This is a genomic window from Edaphosphingomonas laterariae (assembly GCF_900188165.1).
GTDB lineage: Bacteria > Pseudomonadota > Alphaproteobacteria > Sphingomonadales > Sphingomonadaceae > Sphingomonas_E > Sphingomonas_E laterariae.
This window is the reverse complement of record NZ_FZOS01000035.1, coordinates 17,065-28,899: the sequence shown is the minus strand read 5'-3', so window position 1 is coordinate 28,899 and position 11,835 is coordinate 17,065. Positions and strand designations below refer to the sequence as shown.

Annotated in this window: 15 protein-coding genes; all 15 read right to left on the bottom strand. The window is 63.8% G+C overall.

From position 1 onward, the window contains the following. Positions 1 to 92: 92 nt before the first annotated feature. Positions 93 to 251, bottom strand: coding sequence for a hypothetical protein (locus tag CHB74_RS22120; protein ID WP_179220921.1), 159 nt, complete (start codon positions 249 to 251; stop codon positions 93 to 95). Positions 252 to 336: 85 nt separating this feature from the next. Continuing rightward, entirely contained in the window at positions 337 to 687 is a 351-nt protein-coding gene (locus CHB74_RS18790) for an ATP-dependent Clp protease proteolytic subunit (RefSeq protein WP_089221045.1), read from the bottom strand. Between the two features lie 85 nt (positions 688 to 772). Beyond that, positions 773 to 1,942 (bottom strand): tyrosine-type recombinase/integrase, encoded by a 1,170-nt coding sequence (locus CHB74_RS18785; RefSeq protein ID WP_089221044.1) that lies wholly within the window; start codon positions 1,940 to 1,942, stop codon positions 773 to 775. A 52-nt stretch (positions 1,943 to 1,994) separates the two neighbouring features. Continuing rightward, a complete protein-coding gene (locus CHB74_RS18780; RefSeq protein WP_089221043.1) occupies positions 1,995 to 2,195 on the bottom strand; it encodes a hypothetical protein in 201 nt (66 codons plus the stop codon). After that, a complete protein-coding gene (locus CHB74_RS18775; protein ID WP_144033856.1) occupies positions 2,192 to 2,614 on the bottom strand; it encodes a hypothetical protein in 423 nt (140 codons plus the stop codon). The genes CHB74_RS18780 and CHB74_RS18775 overlap by 4 nt, the downstream gene beginning before the upstream one ends. A 363-nt stretch (positions 2,615 to 2,977) precedes the next feature. Next, positions 2,978 to 3,223 carry a hypothetical protein gene (locus CHB74_RS18770; protein ID WP_089221041.1) on the bottom strand — a complete coding sequence of 82 codons (246 nt, stop codon included), beginning with the start codon at positions 3,221 to 3,223 and terminating at the stop codon, positions 2,978 to 2,980. A 41-nt stretch (positions 3,224 to 3,264) separates the two neighbouring features. Beyond that, positions 3,265 to 5,364, bottom strand: a complete 2,100-nt coding sequence (locus CHB74_RS18765; RefSeq protein ID WP_089221040.1) for a tape measure protein — start codon at positions 5,362 to 5,364, stop codon at positions 3,265 to 3,267. Between the two features lie 4 nt (positions 5,365 to 5,368). Next, positions 5,369 to 5,761: a hypothetical protein gene (locus CHB74_RS18760; protein ID WP_089221039.1), complete on the bottom strand. Its 393-nt coding sequence runs from the start codon at positions 5,759 to 5,761 to the stop codon at positions 5,369 to 5,371. Between the two features lie 72 nt (positions 5,762 to 5,833). Beyond that, complete coding sequence (locus CHB74_RS18755) at positions 5,834 to 7,171, bottom strand: phage major capsid protein (protein WP_179220920.1); 1,338 nt, start codon at positions 7,169 to 7,171, stop codon at positions 5,834 to 5,836. A gap of 490 nt (positions 7,172 to 7,661) precedes the next feature. Continuing rightward, entirely contained in the window at positions 7,662 to 8,051 is a 390-nt protein-coding gene (locus tag CHB74_RS18745; protein ID WP_089221036.1) for a P27 family phage terminase small subunit, read from the bottom strand. Between the two features lie 364 nt (positions 8,052 to 8,415). Beyond that, the gene (locus tag CHB74_RS18735) at positions 8,416 to 9,147 is read right to left on the bottom strand and encodes a phage antirepressor (protein WP_179220919.1); all 732 of its coding nucleotides are present in this window, start codon (positions 9,145 to 9,147) and stop codon (positions 8,416 to 8,418) included. A gap of 374 nt (positions 9,148 to 9,521) precedes the next feature. Then, positions 9,522 to 9,812 carry a helix-turn-helix domain-containing protein gene (locus CHB74_RS18730; RefSeq protein ID WP_179220918.1) on the bottom strand — a complete coding sequence of 97 codons (291 nt, stop codon included), beginning with the start codon at positions 9,810 to 9,812 and terminating at the stop codon, positions 9,522 to 9,524. Further along, entirely contained in the window at positions 9,809 to 10,024 is a 216-nt protein-coding gene (locus CHB74_RS18725) for a hypothetical protein (protein ID WP_089221032.1), read from the bottom strand. The genes CHB74_RS18730 and CHB74_RS18725 overlap by 4 nt, the downstream gene beginning before the upstream one ends. Continuing rightward, positions 10,021 to 10,572 carry a Clp protease ClpP gene (locus CHB74_RS18720; RefSeq protein ID WP_089221031.1) on the bottom strand — a complete coding sequence of 184 codons (552 nt, stop codon included), beginning with the start codon at positions 10,570 to 10,572 and terminating at the stop codon, positions 10,021 to 10,023. Before CHB74_RS18720 ends, CHB74_RS18725 begins: the two co-directional genes overlap by 4 nt. Then, on the bottom strand, positions 10,562 to 11,815 hold the full coding sequence (locus CHB74_RS18715; RefSeq protein WP_179220917.1) for a phage portal protein: 1,254 nt from the start codon (positions 11,813 to 11,815) through the stop codon (positions 10,562 to 10,564). The genes CHB74_RS18720 and CHB74_RS18715 overlap by 11 nt, the downstream gene beginning before the upstream one ends. Between the last annotated feature and the right edge of the window lie 20 nt (positions 11,816 to 11,835).

Here is an 11,835-nt window from a genome sequence, read left to right as displayed (position 1 = left end):
ATCTCTTCCGGGCGATGCTTCTTGCTCGGCATTCCTTGTCTCCTTCGTAATCCAAAATATCATCAATTTTGGACCACTCAGAAGGGGGCAGATCAGATCTGGGCGTCGATCCGGTCGATCTGCTCATAGAGCGCGTCGACCTGCGTTTCGATTTCCTGGGTGAACTTGTCGCCGGCATTCTGGTCCAGCAAATTGCGGGCCTCACGCGCCTTTTCGGCGCGCTGGTCCCGAAGCGCCTTGATCTTGCTCATAGGGTTCATCCTTCAAAGAAAAGGCCCCGCAATTGCGGGGCCGCGGGTGGCGCCCGGGGACCGGATCGCCGGTGAAGGGCAGCGCTTAGGCCGCCGTTCGCTCGTAGAGGCCGAGACGTGCGAGCATGCGCTGGCGCGCGCTGTCATCGGCCTCGGGCTCGGGTGCGGTGAGCGCCTCGGGGGCGCGGTCGTAGACGGCAAGGTTGAATGCGCGGGCGTTTGCTTTCGCCTTCGCGGCGGCCGTGGTGGGCATGATGGCGTCGACGAAGCCGGCCGCGATGGCCTCTTCGGCGGAGAACCACGTTTCCGCCTTCATCAGCGCCTCGATCTCGGCGAAGTCCTTGCCGGATTTCGCGCCATAGTCGGCGTTCAGCGAGGCATCGACCTTGTCGAGCAGGCCGGCGGTGGTGCGGAGGTCGTCCGCATTTCCCATCATGAACGTCCAATGATGAAAATGGCGGATTTCTGCGCTGCGCGAGCGCCTTGCGTCATCCTTGCGTCAATTGTGACGCGTCATTGCGTCACGCGGCCAAGGCGGGAGAGGGCAGTGCGGCTACCATCCGCTCCATTGTTTCGTGGCGCAGGGCGGGCCTCAAAACCGAATGGGCATATACCTGCAAGGTGGTGTCGAACTTGCAGTGGCCCAGCAGGCCGGCAACGTCGGTGACGGGGAGTCCGTTGGCGATCATCCAGCTTGCGGCAAAGTGCCGCAACGCATGGAAATGGAATGGCCGGTCGTCATGATCTAGCCCGGCCTGTTCGAGCAGTCGTCGCCATGAATAGTGAATATTTCCCGCGTCAATTCGCGTTCCTTTCGGCGTGCGAAATATCAAGCTCCGCGGATCCTCTACGTAATGGTCCCGCATCCACACATCGAGCAGGTCGATGATATGGGAGGGCATGGGTATGTCCCGCACCCCGGACGCTGTTTTCGGCCCCTTCAACTCATCGTAACAGGTGAGGTTGTGACGTACGCGAATGATACGGCGTTCGGGATCTATGCTGGCAGTGGTTAGGCCAAGGATTTCCCCTTGCCGCATCCCGCAGAAAGCGGCGAGATTCACGAACAGATTCATCATCGCACAGAATCGGACCTTGGCGTGCGGCCGGTGCGCTCCGGCCACCCTCAAGAGGCGTGCGGCCTCGTCAGAGGTGAAGGTGCGAATGCGCGGCCGTGGAATGCCGCGCAGTTCTGCCAGTGCATCCCGGACAGGCTGGGTCTTGAGGTGTCCTCGTCGCCTCGCAAATTTCTCGACCTCGGCAAAATCGAGCACTCGGCTGCGCGCGGTGAAGGGCGCCAATCCTTTCGCAACCAGATCCCTATAGAAGCCCTCAACGTCCGACGCCTTCAGATCGCGGAACCGAATGCGGCCAAGGATCGGAACGACGTTCGCTTCGACCAGCCGATTGAGGTGCTCATATCTGCCCCGGCCGATACGCCCATCCCGCCAGCGCATTTCGGTGTGTCGAACGAACTCGCGGCTGACTGCATCCACGGTGTCACTGTCGCCGTCGGGGGTGTGCGTGCCATCCTCTATCTCCCGCTCAACCTTTCGCTTGAAGGCGTCGGCGGCCTTTTTTTGGTCGAACTGCTTAGAGCGCCGGACGCCCTTTTCGTCGTGATAACGGACCGCCCATGCTTCTTTTTTGACGCCGTTGTGCGTCCAGGCGCGCTTACTGACAGATGCCATGATGTTCTCCTCGATGTTCCCGGCCGGCCGCGATGGACCGGCCGGGCAGGGGTCATTCGGTGGGCTCAAGCCCGTCGGTGATTTTGCTAAGGTCGGCGGCGATATGGCCCGCCATGAAGTCCAGCACCTCAAGCGCGGCTACAGCATGAGTTCCGGCGTCCCGAAGGGCGGTTGCCAGAAGCGTGAGCAGCGCCCCGAGCGATTTCACGCGGTGGGCGGCCATCTCGATCGCGTCGATTTGCTCGATCGTCATGCCTGCCCCCGGCGCATGAGGTTTTCCTTCCGCCAGGCGGCAGCCAATTCCGCCTCCTGCCACTCGCGAACGGCCTCCTCCTCGTTGACCGGGCCGGCTGTTTGGTCGGTGCCGTAGCGCGGGAGCAGCACGCCGACGTCGCAGTCCGGGTCGGCCACCGGGCAGCCGGGCTCACAGCGCCATGCCCAGTTCTGATCGACGAAATCATCTTCTGCGGCAGTGCCGTCGAGCTCGTCCCCGTTCGGCTCAATGTCAGGATCGCCGTCGATTGCGTCCAGCAGGCTGATCGCCATTTCGGCAACCCCTTCCAGCCGGTGGCGATCAAGGTTGATCAGCGTGCGCCAGAAGTCGGGCGGCAGATCGGCAGCATTAATCGCGCCGGCCGGCGCTAGGGCGGCAATGCTCATTTGCATCGTCATAGATCGTTCTCACTGGTTACGGCCTTCCACAGCCGTTTCCCGGTGGCGGACCGGGTGCCGGGAGGTGGAAGACTGCCAGTGAGACAGCTCGGACGTTTTTCCCCCGAAAGGGTATTGTATGTGCGCCCGCTCCCGACATAAGGTGTCGGCGAGCAAAGGACGCCAATCCTCGCTCATGAGGCGGACGCCAATCCGCCTCGATTCAGCGACAGCCCTCGCCAAAGGGTCGCCGCCTATCACTGATCCGGGCTTCCACACCCAATCCCAATGATTAACGGAAACCCCCGCCTTCGCAAGCGGGGAAGTTTTCATGCGCCCGGCATGTGCGGACGAATGCCGCTTTGCAGCGAACCCGGATCTAGCTCAGGGCGGCGAGGTTAGACGGCCGCGGCCGGTCGCGATTGCAGACTGCGTGAACGACGTCATCAGTGCGGCCTGCTGCCGAAGGTACTCTGGGACGTCTTCAAGGTCGCGATGGCTCGTGTAATACTGAGCAGCCGCCATTGCGAAACCCCTTGCCGCATCCGTCCGACACATGTGAGGCTGGGCCTCGATCGCCCGCAGAAGCTGAAGAATTGCGTCTCGAACTACCACGTCATTGCCGGCCATGTATTGCCTCCTGCCCTGTAATCTTTGGTCGCTCCACCGAATCAGCGCAGCGTGTTCATGGCGCGGCGATTGAGCCGCTGTTCCGCCATCATCGCGCCGCCGGCGGCGCCGCGTGTCGCCGCCGCCGCCGCAAGTGGGGCGGCGGCCTGCTGAACGTACACGTCGAACAGCGCCGACTTATCCACCTGCACGGTGATCATCTGGGTGCCACCTCCGCCAAGCGCGTGATTGGGGATGATCGTCCCGCTGACCTTGGGGACGAACAGTTCGGGACCACGCTCGCCGACAAGGCTGGCGCGATTTAGGGGCGGGCGGCCACCATCCGCGAAGCCAAGGCCGGTGAAGAATGAGCCGATGGACCCGGCCGCCTTCGACAGAAAGCCGCCTGCCCCGCCACTCACGTTGCCGGACAGCAGATCGAACAGCCCCGACGCGATTGCCTCCGCCGCCGCGCGTTTGAGGCTATTCACCAGCACGTCGCCGAGATTGTCGCCATAGACGATCGCGTCGGCCAGCCCGCGCGATAGATCGTCCGTGAAGGCCAGGGTGAAGTGCTCGATGCGCTCCTGGTCTTCCGCTTTCAGCACGTCGCCAATGTTCACGGTCTTGGTGAAACCGTCGATCTCGGCGAGGCCCGCCTCCAGCGCCGCAATCCGCTCGTTGGCGCTTACCAGCTCTTTCTCGCCGGTGAACTCGATGCCGAGCGGAAGCTGCTGCCGGCCGATGTCGCGGAGGATCAATTCCATGGGCGACAAGTCGGCATCGGTTTTCCGCCGTGATGCGCGCGCGCCAGACCTTCCCTTGCTGCCGGAACCACCACTCGACGCGGCTGGCCGGGGGCGGCGGATCGGCTGGAAGTCCGGACCAAAGCCCGAGAAACGGTCCTGCACTTCCTGCATCACGCGCTCACGTTCAGCGCTGTCGGTGTAGGCATCATAGGCGCGGAGGAAGGCCGACCGGCTGTCCACCGGTTTCTGCCGGCGGTATTTGGTCGGATCCGCGAGCAATAGCCCAGCATTGCCAAAGGTCGCGGCATCAACGGCCGCCTCCACTCTCTGATTGATCTGCAGGGGGATATTGCGAATGTCGTCGATGATGCCGATCAGCCCGGCGACCTGATCGCGTAGCGTCTGCACCTTGACCCCAAGCCCGGCCATCACGGCGCCGCCCCCCTCGCCGAGGGGGTCAAAGACGTTGCGCAAACCTTCGAAGGTCGATCGGATTTCGACGCCGAGCGCGTGCGCGCGATCGGCCAAACTCCCGAACTTGTCCGCGCCACCGGCGACAAAATTGGCGATGGCGGTGGAGAACTCGCCACCCGAGTCGAACGCGCCGAACGCGATGACGGCCGCATCATAGACGCCCGTCATCGCCTCATCGAATGTTACCGGAAGCTGGCGGAACTCCGCATCAATGCCGGCCGTGAACTTCGTGTCGGTGAGTGCCGTATAGAGCACATCGGCTGTCAGCCTGCCTTCGGCGGCCATAGCGCGCAGCTGGCCGGTCGGGACGCCGATGCTGTCGGCGAGCAGCTTGAGGATGCGGGGGGATGCCTCCGCAATGCTGTTGAACTCATCGCCGCGCAGCACCCCTGAGGCGAGCGCTTGGCTAAACTGCAGCGTCGCGCTGGCGGCAGCGTTCGCATCTGCGCCGCCGATCTTGAGCGCCTTCGAGAATGTTTCCGTGGCGCGCGCGGCTTCAGCCTGCGACCTCCCCATACCCTCGGAGGCGCGGAGGAAGGCGGTATAGAGGGGGACGGTGGCGGCCAGCCCGTTGCGGGTCTCCCGCGCAATGCGCTGCGCGTCGACTTCGGCCTGCGAGAACGAACCGAACTCGCGCGTTGCCAACTTCAGCTGCGCGGTCAGTTCCTTCGATTGGTCGGCGACCGCGAGGAATCCCGCGCCAAGCCCGACGACGCCGATTGCGGCGGCGCTGGCGGCCAGCCCGCCGAGACTGGCTTTGAGCGGCCCCAGCCCACGCCCGACCTGAGCGAAGGCGCGATCGACCGCCGACATTTGCTGTTCGGTGTCGCGGCGCCAGCGCGAAATCTGGCGCTCGCCATCGGCGAGACCCTGCCGCATCAATTCGAGGTTGGCGTCAACCTGAAGTAGCAGGGCTTTAACGTCGGCGGTCTCGGCCATCGGCTTACTCCGCCTTCAACTGGCCGGCCGCTGTCGTCTTGCCGGTGAGTGCTGCGGCGAGCGGAAGGATGACGGCAGCGGTGGCGGCCATGATGCCGGTATCGACAATCAACGGCACAAGGTCGCGGGCGTGCTGCTTGGCGGCCAACGTCGCCGGAACGCTTCCGCTTCCCTTCAAGCGCTCGCCGATATCGTCGGTGGTCGGCCGCATCGCGTCGACGGCGATGGCGATCTCGTCGAGCGACAGGCCTTCGCTTTTGGCGCGATTGACGATCTTGAACACCGTTTCGCCGGTCTGGCGCTCGATCTGCACCAGCGCCGCGTGGGAGGGCACGAGTTGCACTGTATTGCCGGCGAGCGTGATGGACCAGCCGGGCGCAGCTTCGTCTTTCTTCATATGGAGTCTCCAGTTGGGAAGCCGGGCGGCAGCCGCGGTTGCGCTGCCGCCCGGAAGTCAGGGCAAGGCGCTTTAGGGCTTGACCCCGGTCACCTTGCAGAAGGCCGGCGGCTGGGTGACAGCGACGTCGGCGCGGAGATGGGCGAGGAAGCCAACTTGCAGATTTCCTGCGAAAGGTTGGTCCAGCAAGCGAATGACCAGTTGCTGGCGCATGCCGAGGATTGCGTGGCTGAAATCGCCCTGCAAGATGCTGGAGCAATTGGTCCCCGTCCCCTGAGCCTCGTCGATCGGGAAGCTGGTTGTGGTCAACCTGCGGAGGCTGGCGACGTCCGCCGGCATCACCAACGGGTTGTTGTTCACGTCCTTCAGCTTGCGGAAGGTCCGCATGGTGCGCGGGTGCATCACCGCCGCGGAGGTGACGGGCGAATTGTCAACCTCGGTCTCGTACATCGCGTCGATAAAAGGATCGAAGTTGGCCGGGGTCGCGCCGTTGGCGCCCATCGAAATCGCGTTGATGCCGGGGGTGTTGACGATGCCAAGCGGCTGATTATCGGCGCCGGTGCCGAAGAAACATGCCTGATCGAGTTGGAGCGACAGGGCATTGATAAGCGCTTGCTCCAGCATCTGCCGCGCGTTTGCGCTGTCCTGCAACAGCTCCACAGATGTCTTCACCAACACCGCGAGGCTCTTGGGGACAAACTCGACCATTCCGAAGGTCGGCGCGCTTTCGACGACACCGGCATTTTCCGCGCGCCAGCCGGCAGTCGGATCATTTTCGATGCGGACGATGCGGGTGCGCATGTCCTCGAGCATGAGCGTCCGGCCGCCCGCCTGGATGAAACGGGTGGCGGCGCGCAGCCGGTCGATGAACTGCGGCAACACCACGGTCGGGATGCTATATCCGCCCGCCGTATTTTCACCTTCGGACATCGCCGCCCGAACCTCCTTGGATCCTCCGCCCGTCAACATGGCTTGGACCATCTCGCCGACGCTCATGTGGCTGGTGTCGATCGAGGTGTTGAGGCGTGCGGACGACGGCACGGCATGATCGGCGACGCGGTCCTCGGGCCCGAGCAGCTGCACCGGCTGACCCGTCGCCGCATTTACCCAGCCGCTGGGCGGACGGGTGCTGCCCAACTGGTGGTCGCCGTCGGTCATTGCAGCAATTTGGAGATCGATAATATCGATCAGCGCGAAATACCCATCGGCTACTTCGGTATCGGCGTCGGGCGCCGACAGCTTATCCCGCACGTAGTTGGTGATCTTGTTGCGAGCCCGGCGAAGGTCCGCCGGATGCTTGGCCGCATCAATGCCGTCCTCGATTTCCTCAAGGAGGGCTGCATCCTGCACCCGCATCTTGTTCCGGTGCTGTGCCACGGTCGCGCGCAGCGCGCGCATGTTCTTCTTCATGGTGTGCGATCCTTTGAAATGCGTCGAGCGCCCAGACGCGCCGACGGAAGCTCGCCCAACGTCGTGCTGGGCGTTCGTCGACATGTCGGGCGCTCGGAAAGGCCGATCGCTTGCCATGCGGGGCGCCAGGTGGGCCAATGGGGCGCCCGGCGTTCCCGCTTTGTATAGCGATGTTCTCGTTTTGACTCAACGGTGTTCGGAGGCGTGTCCGGGGGTGCCTCCAATAGGGTCCGGGAGCTAGTCGAACTCCCTTTGAGCCCACCATAGGCGCCCCTCTTGGGGCGGGTATCGCGTCAGAAAATCACCGCGCAAGGCGCGCCAAGCCGCTTCAGCTTCGGCGCGGGCGGGTTGCAGCCGGCCATCAACCGGAAGTCCGGCACGCTCTAGGGTATGCAGAAAGTCGAACCCCGACCGGAAAACCATGGACCACGCTTTCAGCGCGGCATCGTGATCGACCCGGCGCCGTTCCCTGCGTTTCTTGGCGGGCATGCTACCTCCTGTTGCTGGGCAACGCGGGCGGGCGGGCCCGATCGGCGCCAGCCGCATCAAGGTCCAGTTCTCGGACGAGGCGCGCAAAGCTGATGCGTGCGTCTCGCTCGATCGCCACCGCAGGGTGCGCCTTCGGATCCCCATTAGCGGCCACAAAGGTTAGCCCCCCATGCTTTGCCAGCGCCTCGCGGGCCTGTTGCATCCGGTCCCATGCTTCGGCGGCAGACTGCAGAAGGCGCAGCTGATGAGGCTCCAAATCGAAGTCTTTGACGACCGATCGCCACCATTTCGCGATAGCTGGCGACAGATGTTTGGGGGGCGGGGGGCGTTTCGCCTGAGCCGCCGGCGCCAGAAACGACGGTCCGTTTTCGGCGTTGCGAATGGCTTTCATGCTCGATTCTCCAGCCCCGCGCGCGCGGAACGAACGGGGGCAACTCGCGGTGCGTAGGAAGGGGGGCTTCGGTGTCCGGGCTCACCGGCTTGAACTTTCATCCCCCCCCGGGGGCGGTAGCGGCTCGCGCAGCAAGACGAGCGTCATGCTCGTGCCGGAAGGAACTCGCCACGCCAGTCCGGGAGCCGACTGGTTCCACCAGATGCATGCGATAACATCGGCGGCTATCAACACCATCGTCCTCGAGAATACCCACGAACACGAGGCGGCCGAGCTTGCCCGTAAGCATGGGGCGCCCGTCTGGGCCGGTGCGTTCGTAAAGCCGGGTGAGATGCAATCCCTTCATTGATTTGCTCCTGTTGGTTCACGATTTGGGAATGAGGGTCGCAAGCTTCGCCATGCCCTTCGCGGTGATAAGCACCTGATCCGCGATGCGGTCTGGCCCGTCCGGCCGGCGGATGCGCGTCACGCGATGCTCCACCAGTCCAGCGGTTTCCCTGTCGCGATAGCCAAGCCATGTGCCGGTTGCTGGGCGCCGGTAAATCCAGCCGCTTTGGTTTAGCCAGGCGATCAGCGACGTGCGCGCGATCTTCAGCGCCTTGGCGGCCTCAGTTAGCGACAAGGCGCCGTGAGCATCGGCGATGCGGTCATAAGCATCGGCCTTAGGCACAAGCGCGGCATTGGCATCCTGCAACGCCACCATGTCTCCGGCCTGCTGCTGGATGTAGGCGAGCAATTCGCGCGGGTCGCGGGGGAGCGATACCGGGGGTGCGCCATACGCACCTGTCCGCCGGATCGTCGGCAAGACTTCGCGCGTGATCCATTTGACGAAGCGCTGCGCAACCTCTTTCCGGCTTCGGAATATCAGCCGGTAGAGGCCGCTTTCATTGATGGCGATGGTAGGCTGCGGCCTGCCGATGGGGTCAGTAATACTTAGGGCGTCCTGTTCGTCGTCATCGAGCCCCTTGGCCGCCATGCTGGGATTGGTCAGCCCCAGCACGCGGCACACGTCAGCCAGAACAAACCACGGCTCGCCATCGCGATCCTCGATGCGCACGGGAGTGCTGTCGAAGTTGAACGGCATCAACTCGTTCATGGGTTTCTCCATGGATTGAAGGCCCCGCACGGGCGATGCGAACGAGTGCGCCACGTGTCTGCGGGGTGGGGTGCCACACAGTCACCCGTCACAGTGACGGGTGACTCCGGGGCGGGTGGCGAATGTCGTTCGCGCTCGCCTCGCGCGCGGAACTAGGCGGGACAGCCGTCTAGCTAAGCGGCAGCCTAACCTTTCCGCCTGCCGGCGGGCGCGCCCCCTTGCGGGGTCGCTTCGGTGCTTTCCAGAATGGTGTTTGGAAATGCGGTCGGTGAAAGAGCCGCCGCCCTATCTTCTAGTATATAGGTTCCGTGTCCCCGATCGGGGACTCTTTCACCCCGGCAAAGGGTAGTTGATCGGGGACTCTTTGAAGCGGTCTAACGATCCCCGATCGGGGATGCTTTCAATGCCAGCCGCCACACCTTCACTTGTCCGGTTTTGCCGACGCGATCCCCGGTGTCGGCGATCAGGCCGGCGCGCACCAGCCGAGCGAGGCTATTGATGATCATCTTGCGGTTCAGCCCGGAGAAGTCGGAAAGGGCCGCGACCGAAGGCCAGGCAGTATCCCCCCGGCCGTTGCAGGCGTCGGCGAGCGCCCACAACACCAGCTTATCATCTGGGTTAGGCGGATGCCGGCTGGCCGCCCACCGCACCGCCGCATCGCTCACCCACCGCGCGCAGCTGCCGCTGCCTCTTGGGCGGCAAAGTGCTTGGCGAGGGTAGAGCGGCGCGCGCAAACCGTCCGGCCGGTCCTGAACGTCGGAAGCTCGCCCGTCGCCACCCGATGTTTCACTTGCCGCGTGGTCCAGCCGAGGTGCTTCGCGATCGCATCGCAGCCGGTCAGAAGGTCTGTGGGCGGGTCGTTGCTTGCGTCACTCATGCGTCACTCCTTGCGTCATGGCCGAGCCGGCCGGGGTTGATAATCGTTGGATTTCTGCGGGTTCTGCTGTTCCGCTTTGTCCATCGCCGGGACCAAGAAAAAGGGGGCCGGAGCCCCCTAAAAATGGCGGATTTCTGCGAGTTTTCGCCGCATTTTTTTATATTCACGAGTAAAAACGTCCAGCCTTTGTGGATCATGTAGAAGCCGCCGTCGGCGATCTCGACGGTATCTGCGGCGAGCGCGATCACGCTGCCCGCCGACGCGGCCACGCCGTCGATCTTCGCGGTGACAGTGGCGGGGTGCTCCACCAGCAACGTCATGATGGCCCGCGCCTCGAACACATCGCCGCCTGGTGTGTTGATACGGACAGTGATGTTCTTGGCGTCGATCTTGCCGAGCTCCGCCGCCACGTCTGCGGCGGAGACGCCCCAATAGGCGTCGATGACGTCGTAAATGTAGATGGTGGCGGTATCGCCGGCTGCCTCCGAGCGGATGCCGGACCCACGCCCGGCATTATCCCGGGCGAGTGCGAACAGCTTACGGTTCATCGTCGGTTTCCTCTTCGGGGTCGTCCGGATCGGTGCCGGGGTCATCATCGTCGAGCGGGGGCCCGCCATTGTGATCGGGAGGCGCCGGGGGAGGCGGGACATAAACGGTATCGCCGCCGGGGATCGGGGGCAGATTCTTGAGGCGCCGGACCTCATTCACGGACATGAAACCGGGCAATTGGTTGCCGCCGAGTGCGATCCGAAAATACTCGCCCTGGCTCTTGGAATCGCCCTCCATCAGTCCGTCGACTTCGAACTCGATGAAATATTCGGAGCGGCGATTGCCGACCGGCGGGAACAGTTTCCGGTTGAGCTCAGCGGCGAAGCGGCGGAGATGCGGCCGCAACGTGTAGCGGACGAACCCGATGCCCTGGTGCTCGATCCCCGTCCCCCACGACGTGGATTTCTCCATGTCGCCGATCATGAAGCCCGGCACGCCGAAGATCCGCGCAACGTCGAGCGACGAATACTGCAGGAGCTCCAGCAACTGGGCATCGCGCGCGGTGTAGGCGTTGCGCTTCCATTCCGCGCCGCCCTGAAGAATCAGCGGCTTGTTGGCATTGGCCACGCCCTGCGCTCGGGCCTCAAGCCACTGCCGGAATTCTTCCTTTTGGGCTGGCGTGATCCCGTCCGGCAGCGTGAAATAGTCGTTGGTGAGCAGACCGCGCTCAAATTGCGTGGCGGTATAGTCGCGCGTCGCCAAGCCCACGCCGATTGTCTGCGCATGGTATCCGATCGGCGAGAGCGCGCGGATGCCATCGGAACCGCGCCCCGGCCCCCGCCAATGGATGACGTAATCGGCGTCGTGGACTTCCTGAGAGCCATCGAGGTTGGTGAAGCGATACCAGGTCCGCCCGCCGGATCGGAATGGCGAAACCTGAAGCGGTTGATAGAAATCAAGGCCGGTGACCGTGCCGTTCCGCGACTGGCGGATCAGCACATAGGCATTGCCCTGGAGCATGACGGCCATGGTGGCGAGTTCCACCATCTCCGGCCCGGACATGTCATCGTTGGGCGCGTCGCGAAGCAGTCGGGCGAGAGGGTGATCGTCGGCGCGCTCCTGACCGCCATTGTCCGTCCGACGGAACACCCGGAGCGGCAGGCTCATGATGCCGCCTGAAATGAGCGTGACGCACCGCCACACCGTCGACATTCGCATCGCCGTTTCCGGCGTTACGGTCACGCCCGCCGCGCGGGCGCCGCCGCCGAACCATTCCAGCATCGCCGGCACGTCGCCGGACATAACCTTCTCACTGTCGAGCG

Excerpts from the sequence above, each read along its gene's own strand:
- CHB74_RS18770 (WP_089221041.1), bottom strand. The coding sequence starts at position 3,223 with ATGGCCGGCAATGACGTGGTAGTTCGAGACGCAATTCTTCAGCTTCTG.
- CHB74_RS18765 (WP_089221040.1), bottom strand. The coding sequence starts at position 5,364 with ATGGCCGAGACCGCCGACGTTAAAGCCCTGCTACTTCAGGTTGACGCC.
- CHB74_RS18790 (WP_089221045.1), bottom strand. The coding sequence starts at position 687 with ATGATGGGAAATGCGGACGACCTCCGCACCACCGCCGGCCTGCTCGAC.
- CHB74_RS18725 (WP_089221032.1), bottom strand. The coding sequence starts at position 10,024 with ATGAGTGACGCAAGCAACGACCCGCCCACAGACCTTCTGACCGGCTGC.
- CHB74_RS18760 (WP_089221039.1), bottom strand. The coding sequence starts at position 5,761 with ATGAAGAAAGACGAAGCTGCGCCCGGCTGGTCCATCACGCTCGCCGGC.
- CHB74_RS18755 (WP_179220920.1), bottom strand. The coding sequence starts at position 7,171 with ATGAAGAAGAACATGCGCGCGCTGCGCGCGACCGTGGCACAGCACCGG.
- CHB74_RS18745 (WP_089221036.1), bottom strand. The coding sequence starts at position 8,051 with ATGAAAGCCATTCGCAACGCCGAAAACGGACCGTCGTTTCTGGCGCCG.
- CHB74_RS18775 (WP_144033856.1), bottom strand. The coding sequence starts at position 2,614 with ATGACGATGCAAATGAGCATTGCCGCCCTAGCGCCGGCCGGCGCGATT.
- CHB74_RS18720 (WP_089221031.1), bottom strand. The coding sequence starts at position 10,572 with ATGAACCGTAAGCTGTTCGCACTCGCCCGGGATAATGCCGGGCGTGGG.
- CHB74_RS18735 (WP_179220919.1), bottom strand. The coding sequence starts at position 9,147 with ATGAACGAGTTGATGCCGTTCAACTTCGACAGCACTCCCGTGCGCATC.
- CHB74_RS18785 (WP_089221044.1), bottom strand. The coding sequence starts at position 1,942 with ATGGCATCTGTCAGTAAGCGCGCCTGGACGCACAACGGCGTCAAAAAA.
- CHB74_RS18715 (WP_179220917.1), bottom strand. The coding sequence starts at position 11,815 with ATGTCCGGCGACGTGCCGGCGATGCTGGAATGGTTCGGCGGCGGCGCC.
- CHB74_RS22120 (WP_179220921.1), bottom strand. The coding sequence starts at position 251 with ATGAGCAAGATCAAGGCGCTTCGGGACCAGCGCGCCGAAAAGGCGCGT.
- CHB74_RS18780 (WP_089221043.1), bottom strand. The coding sequence starts at position 2,195 with ATGACGATCGAGCAAATCGACGCGATCGAGATGGCCGCCCACCGCGTG.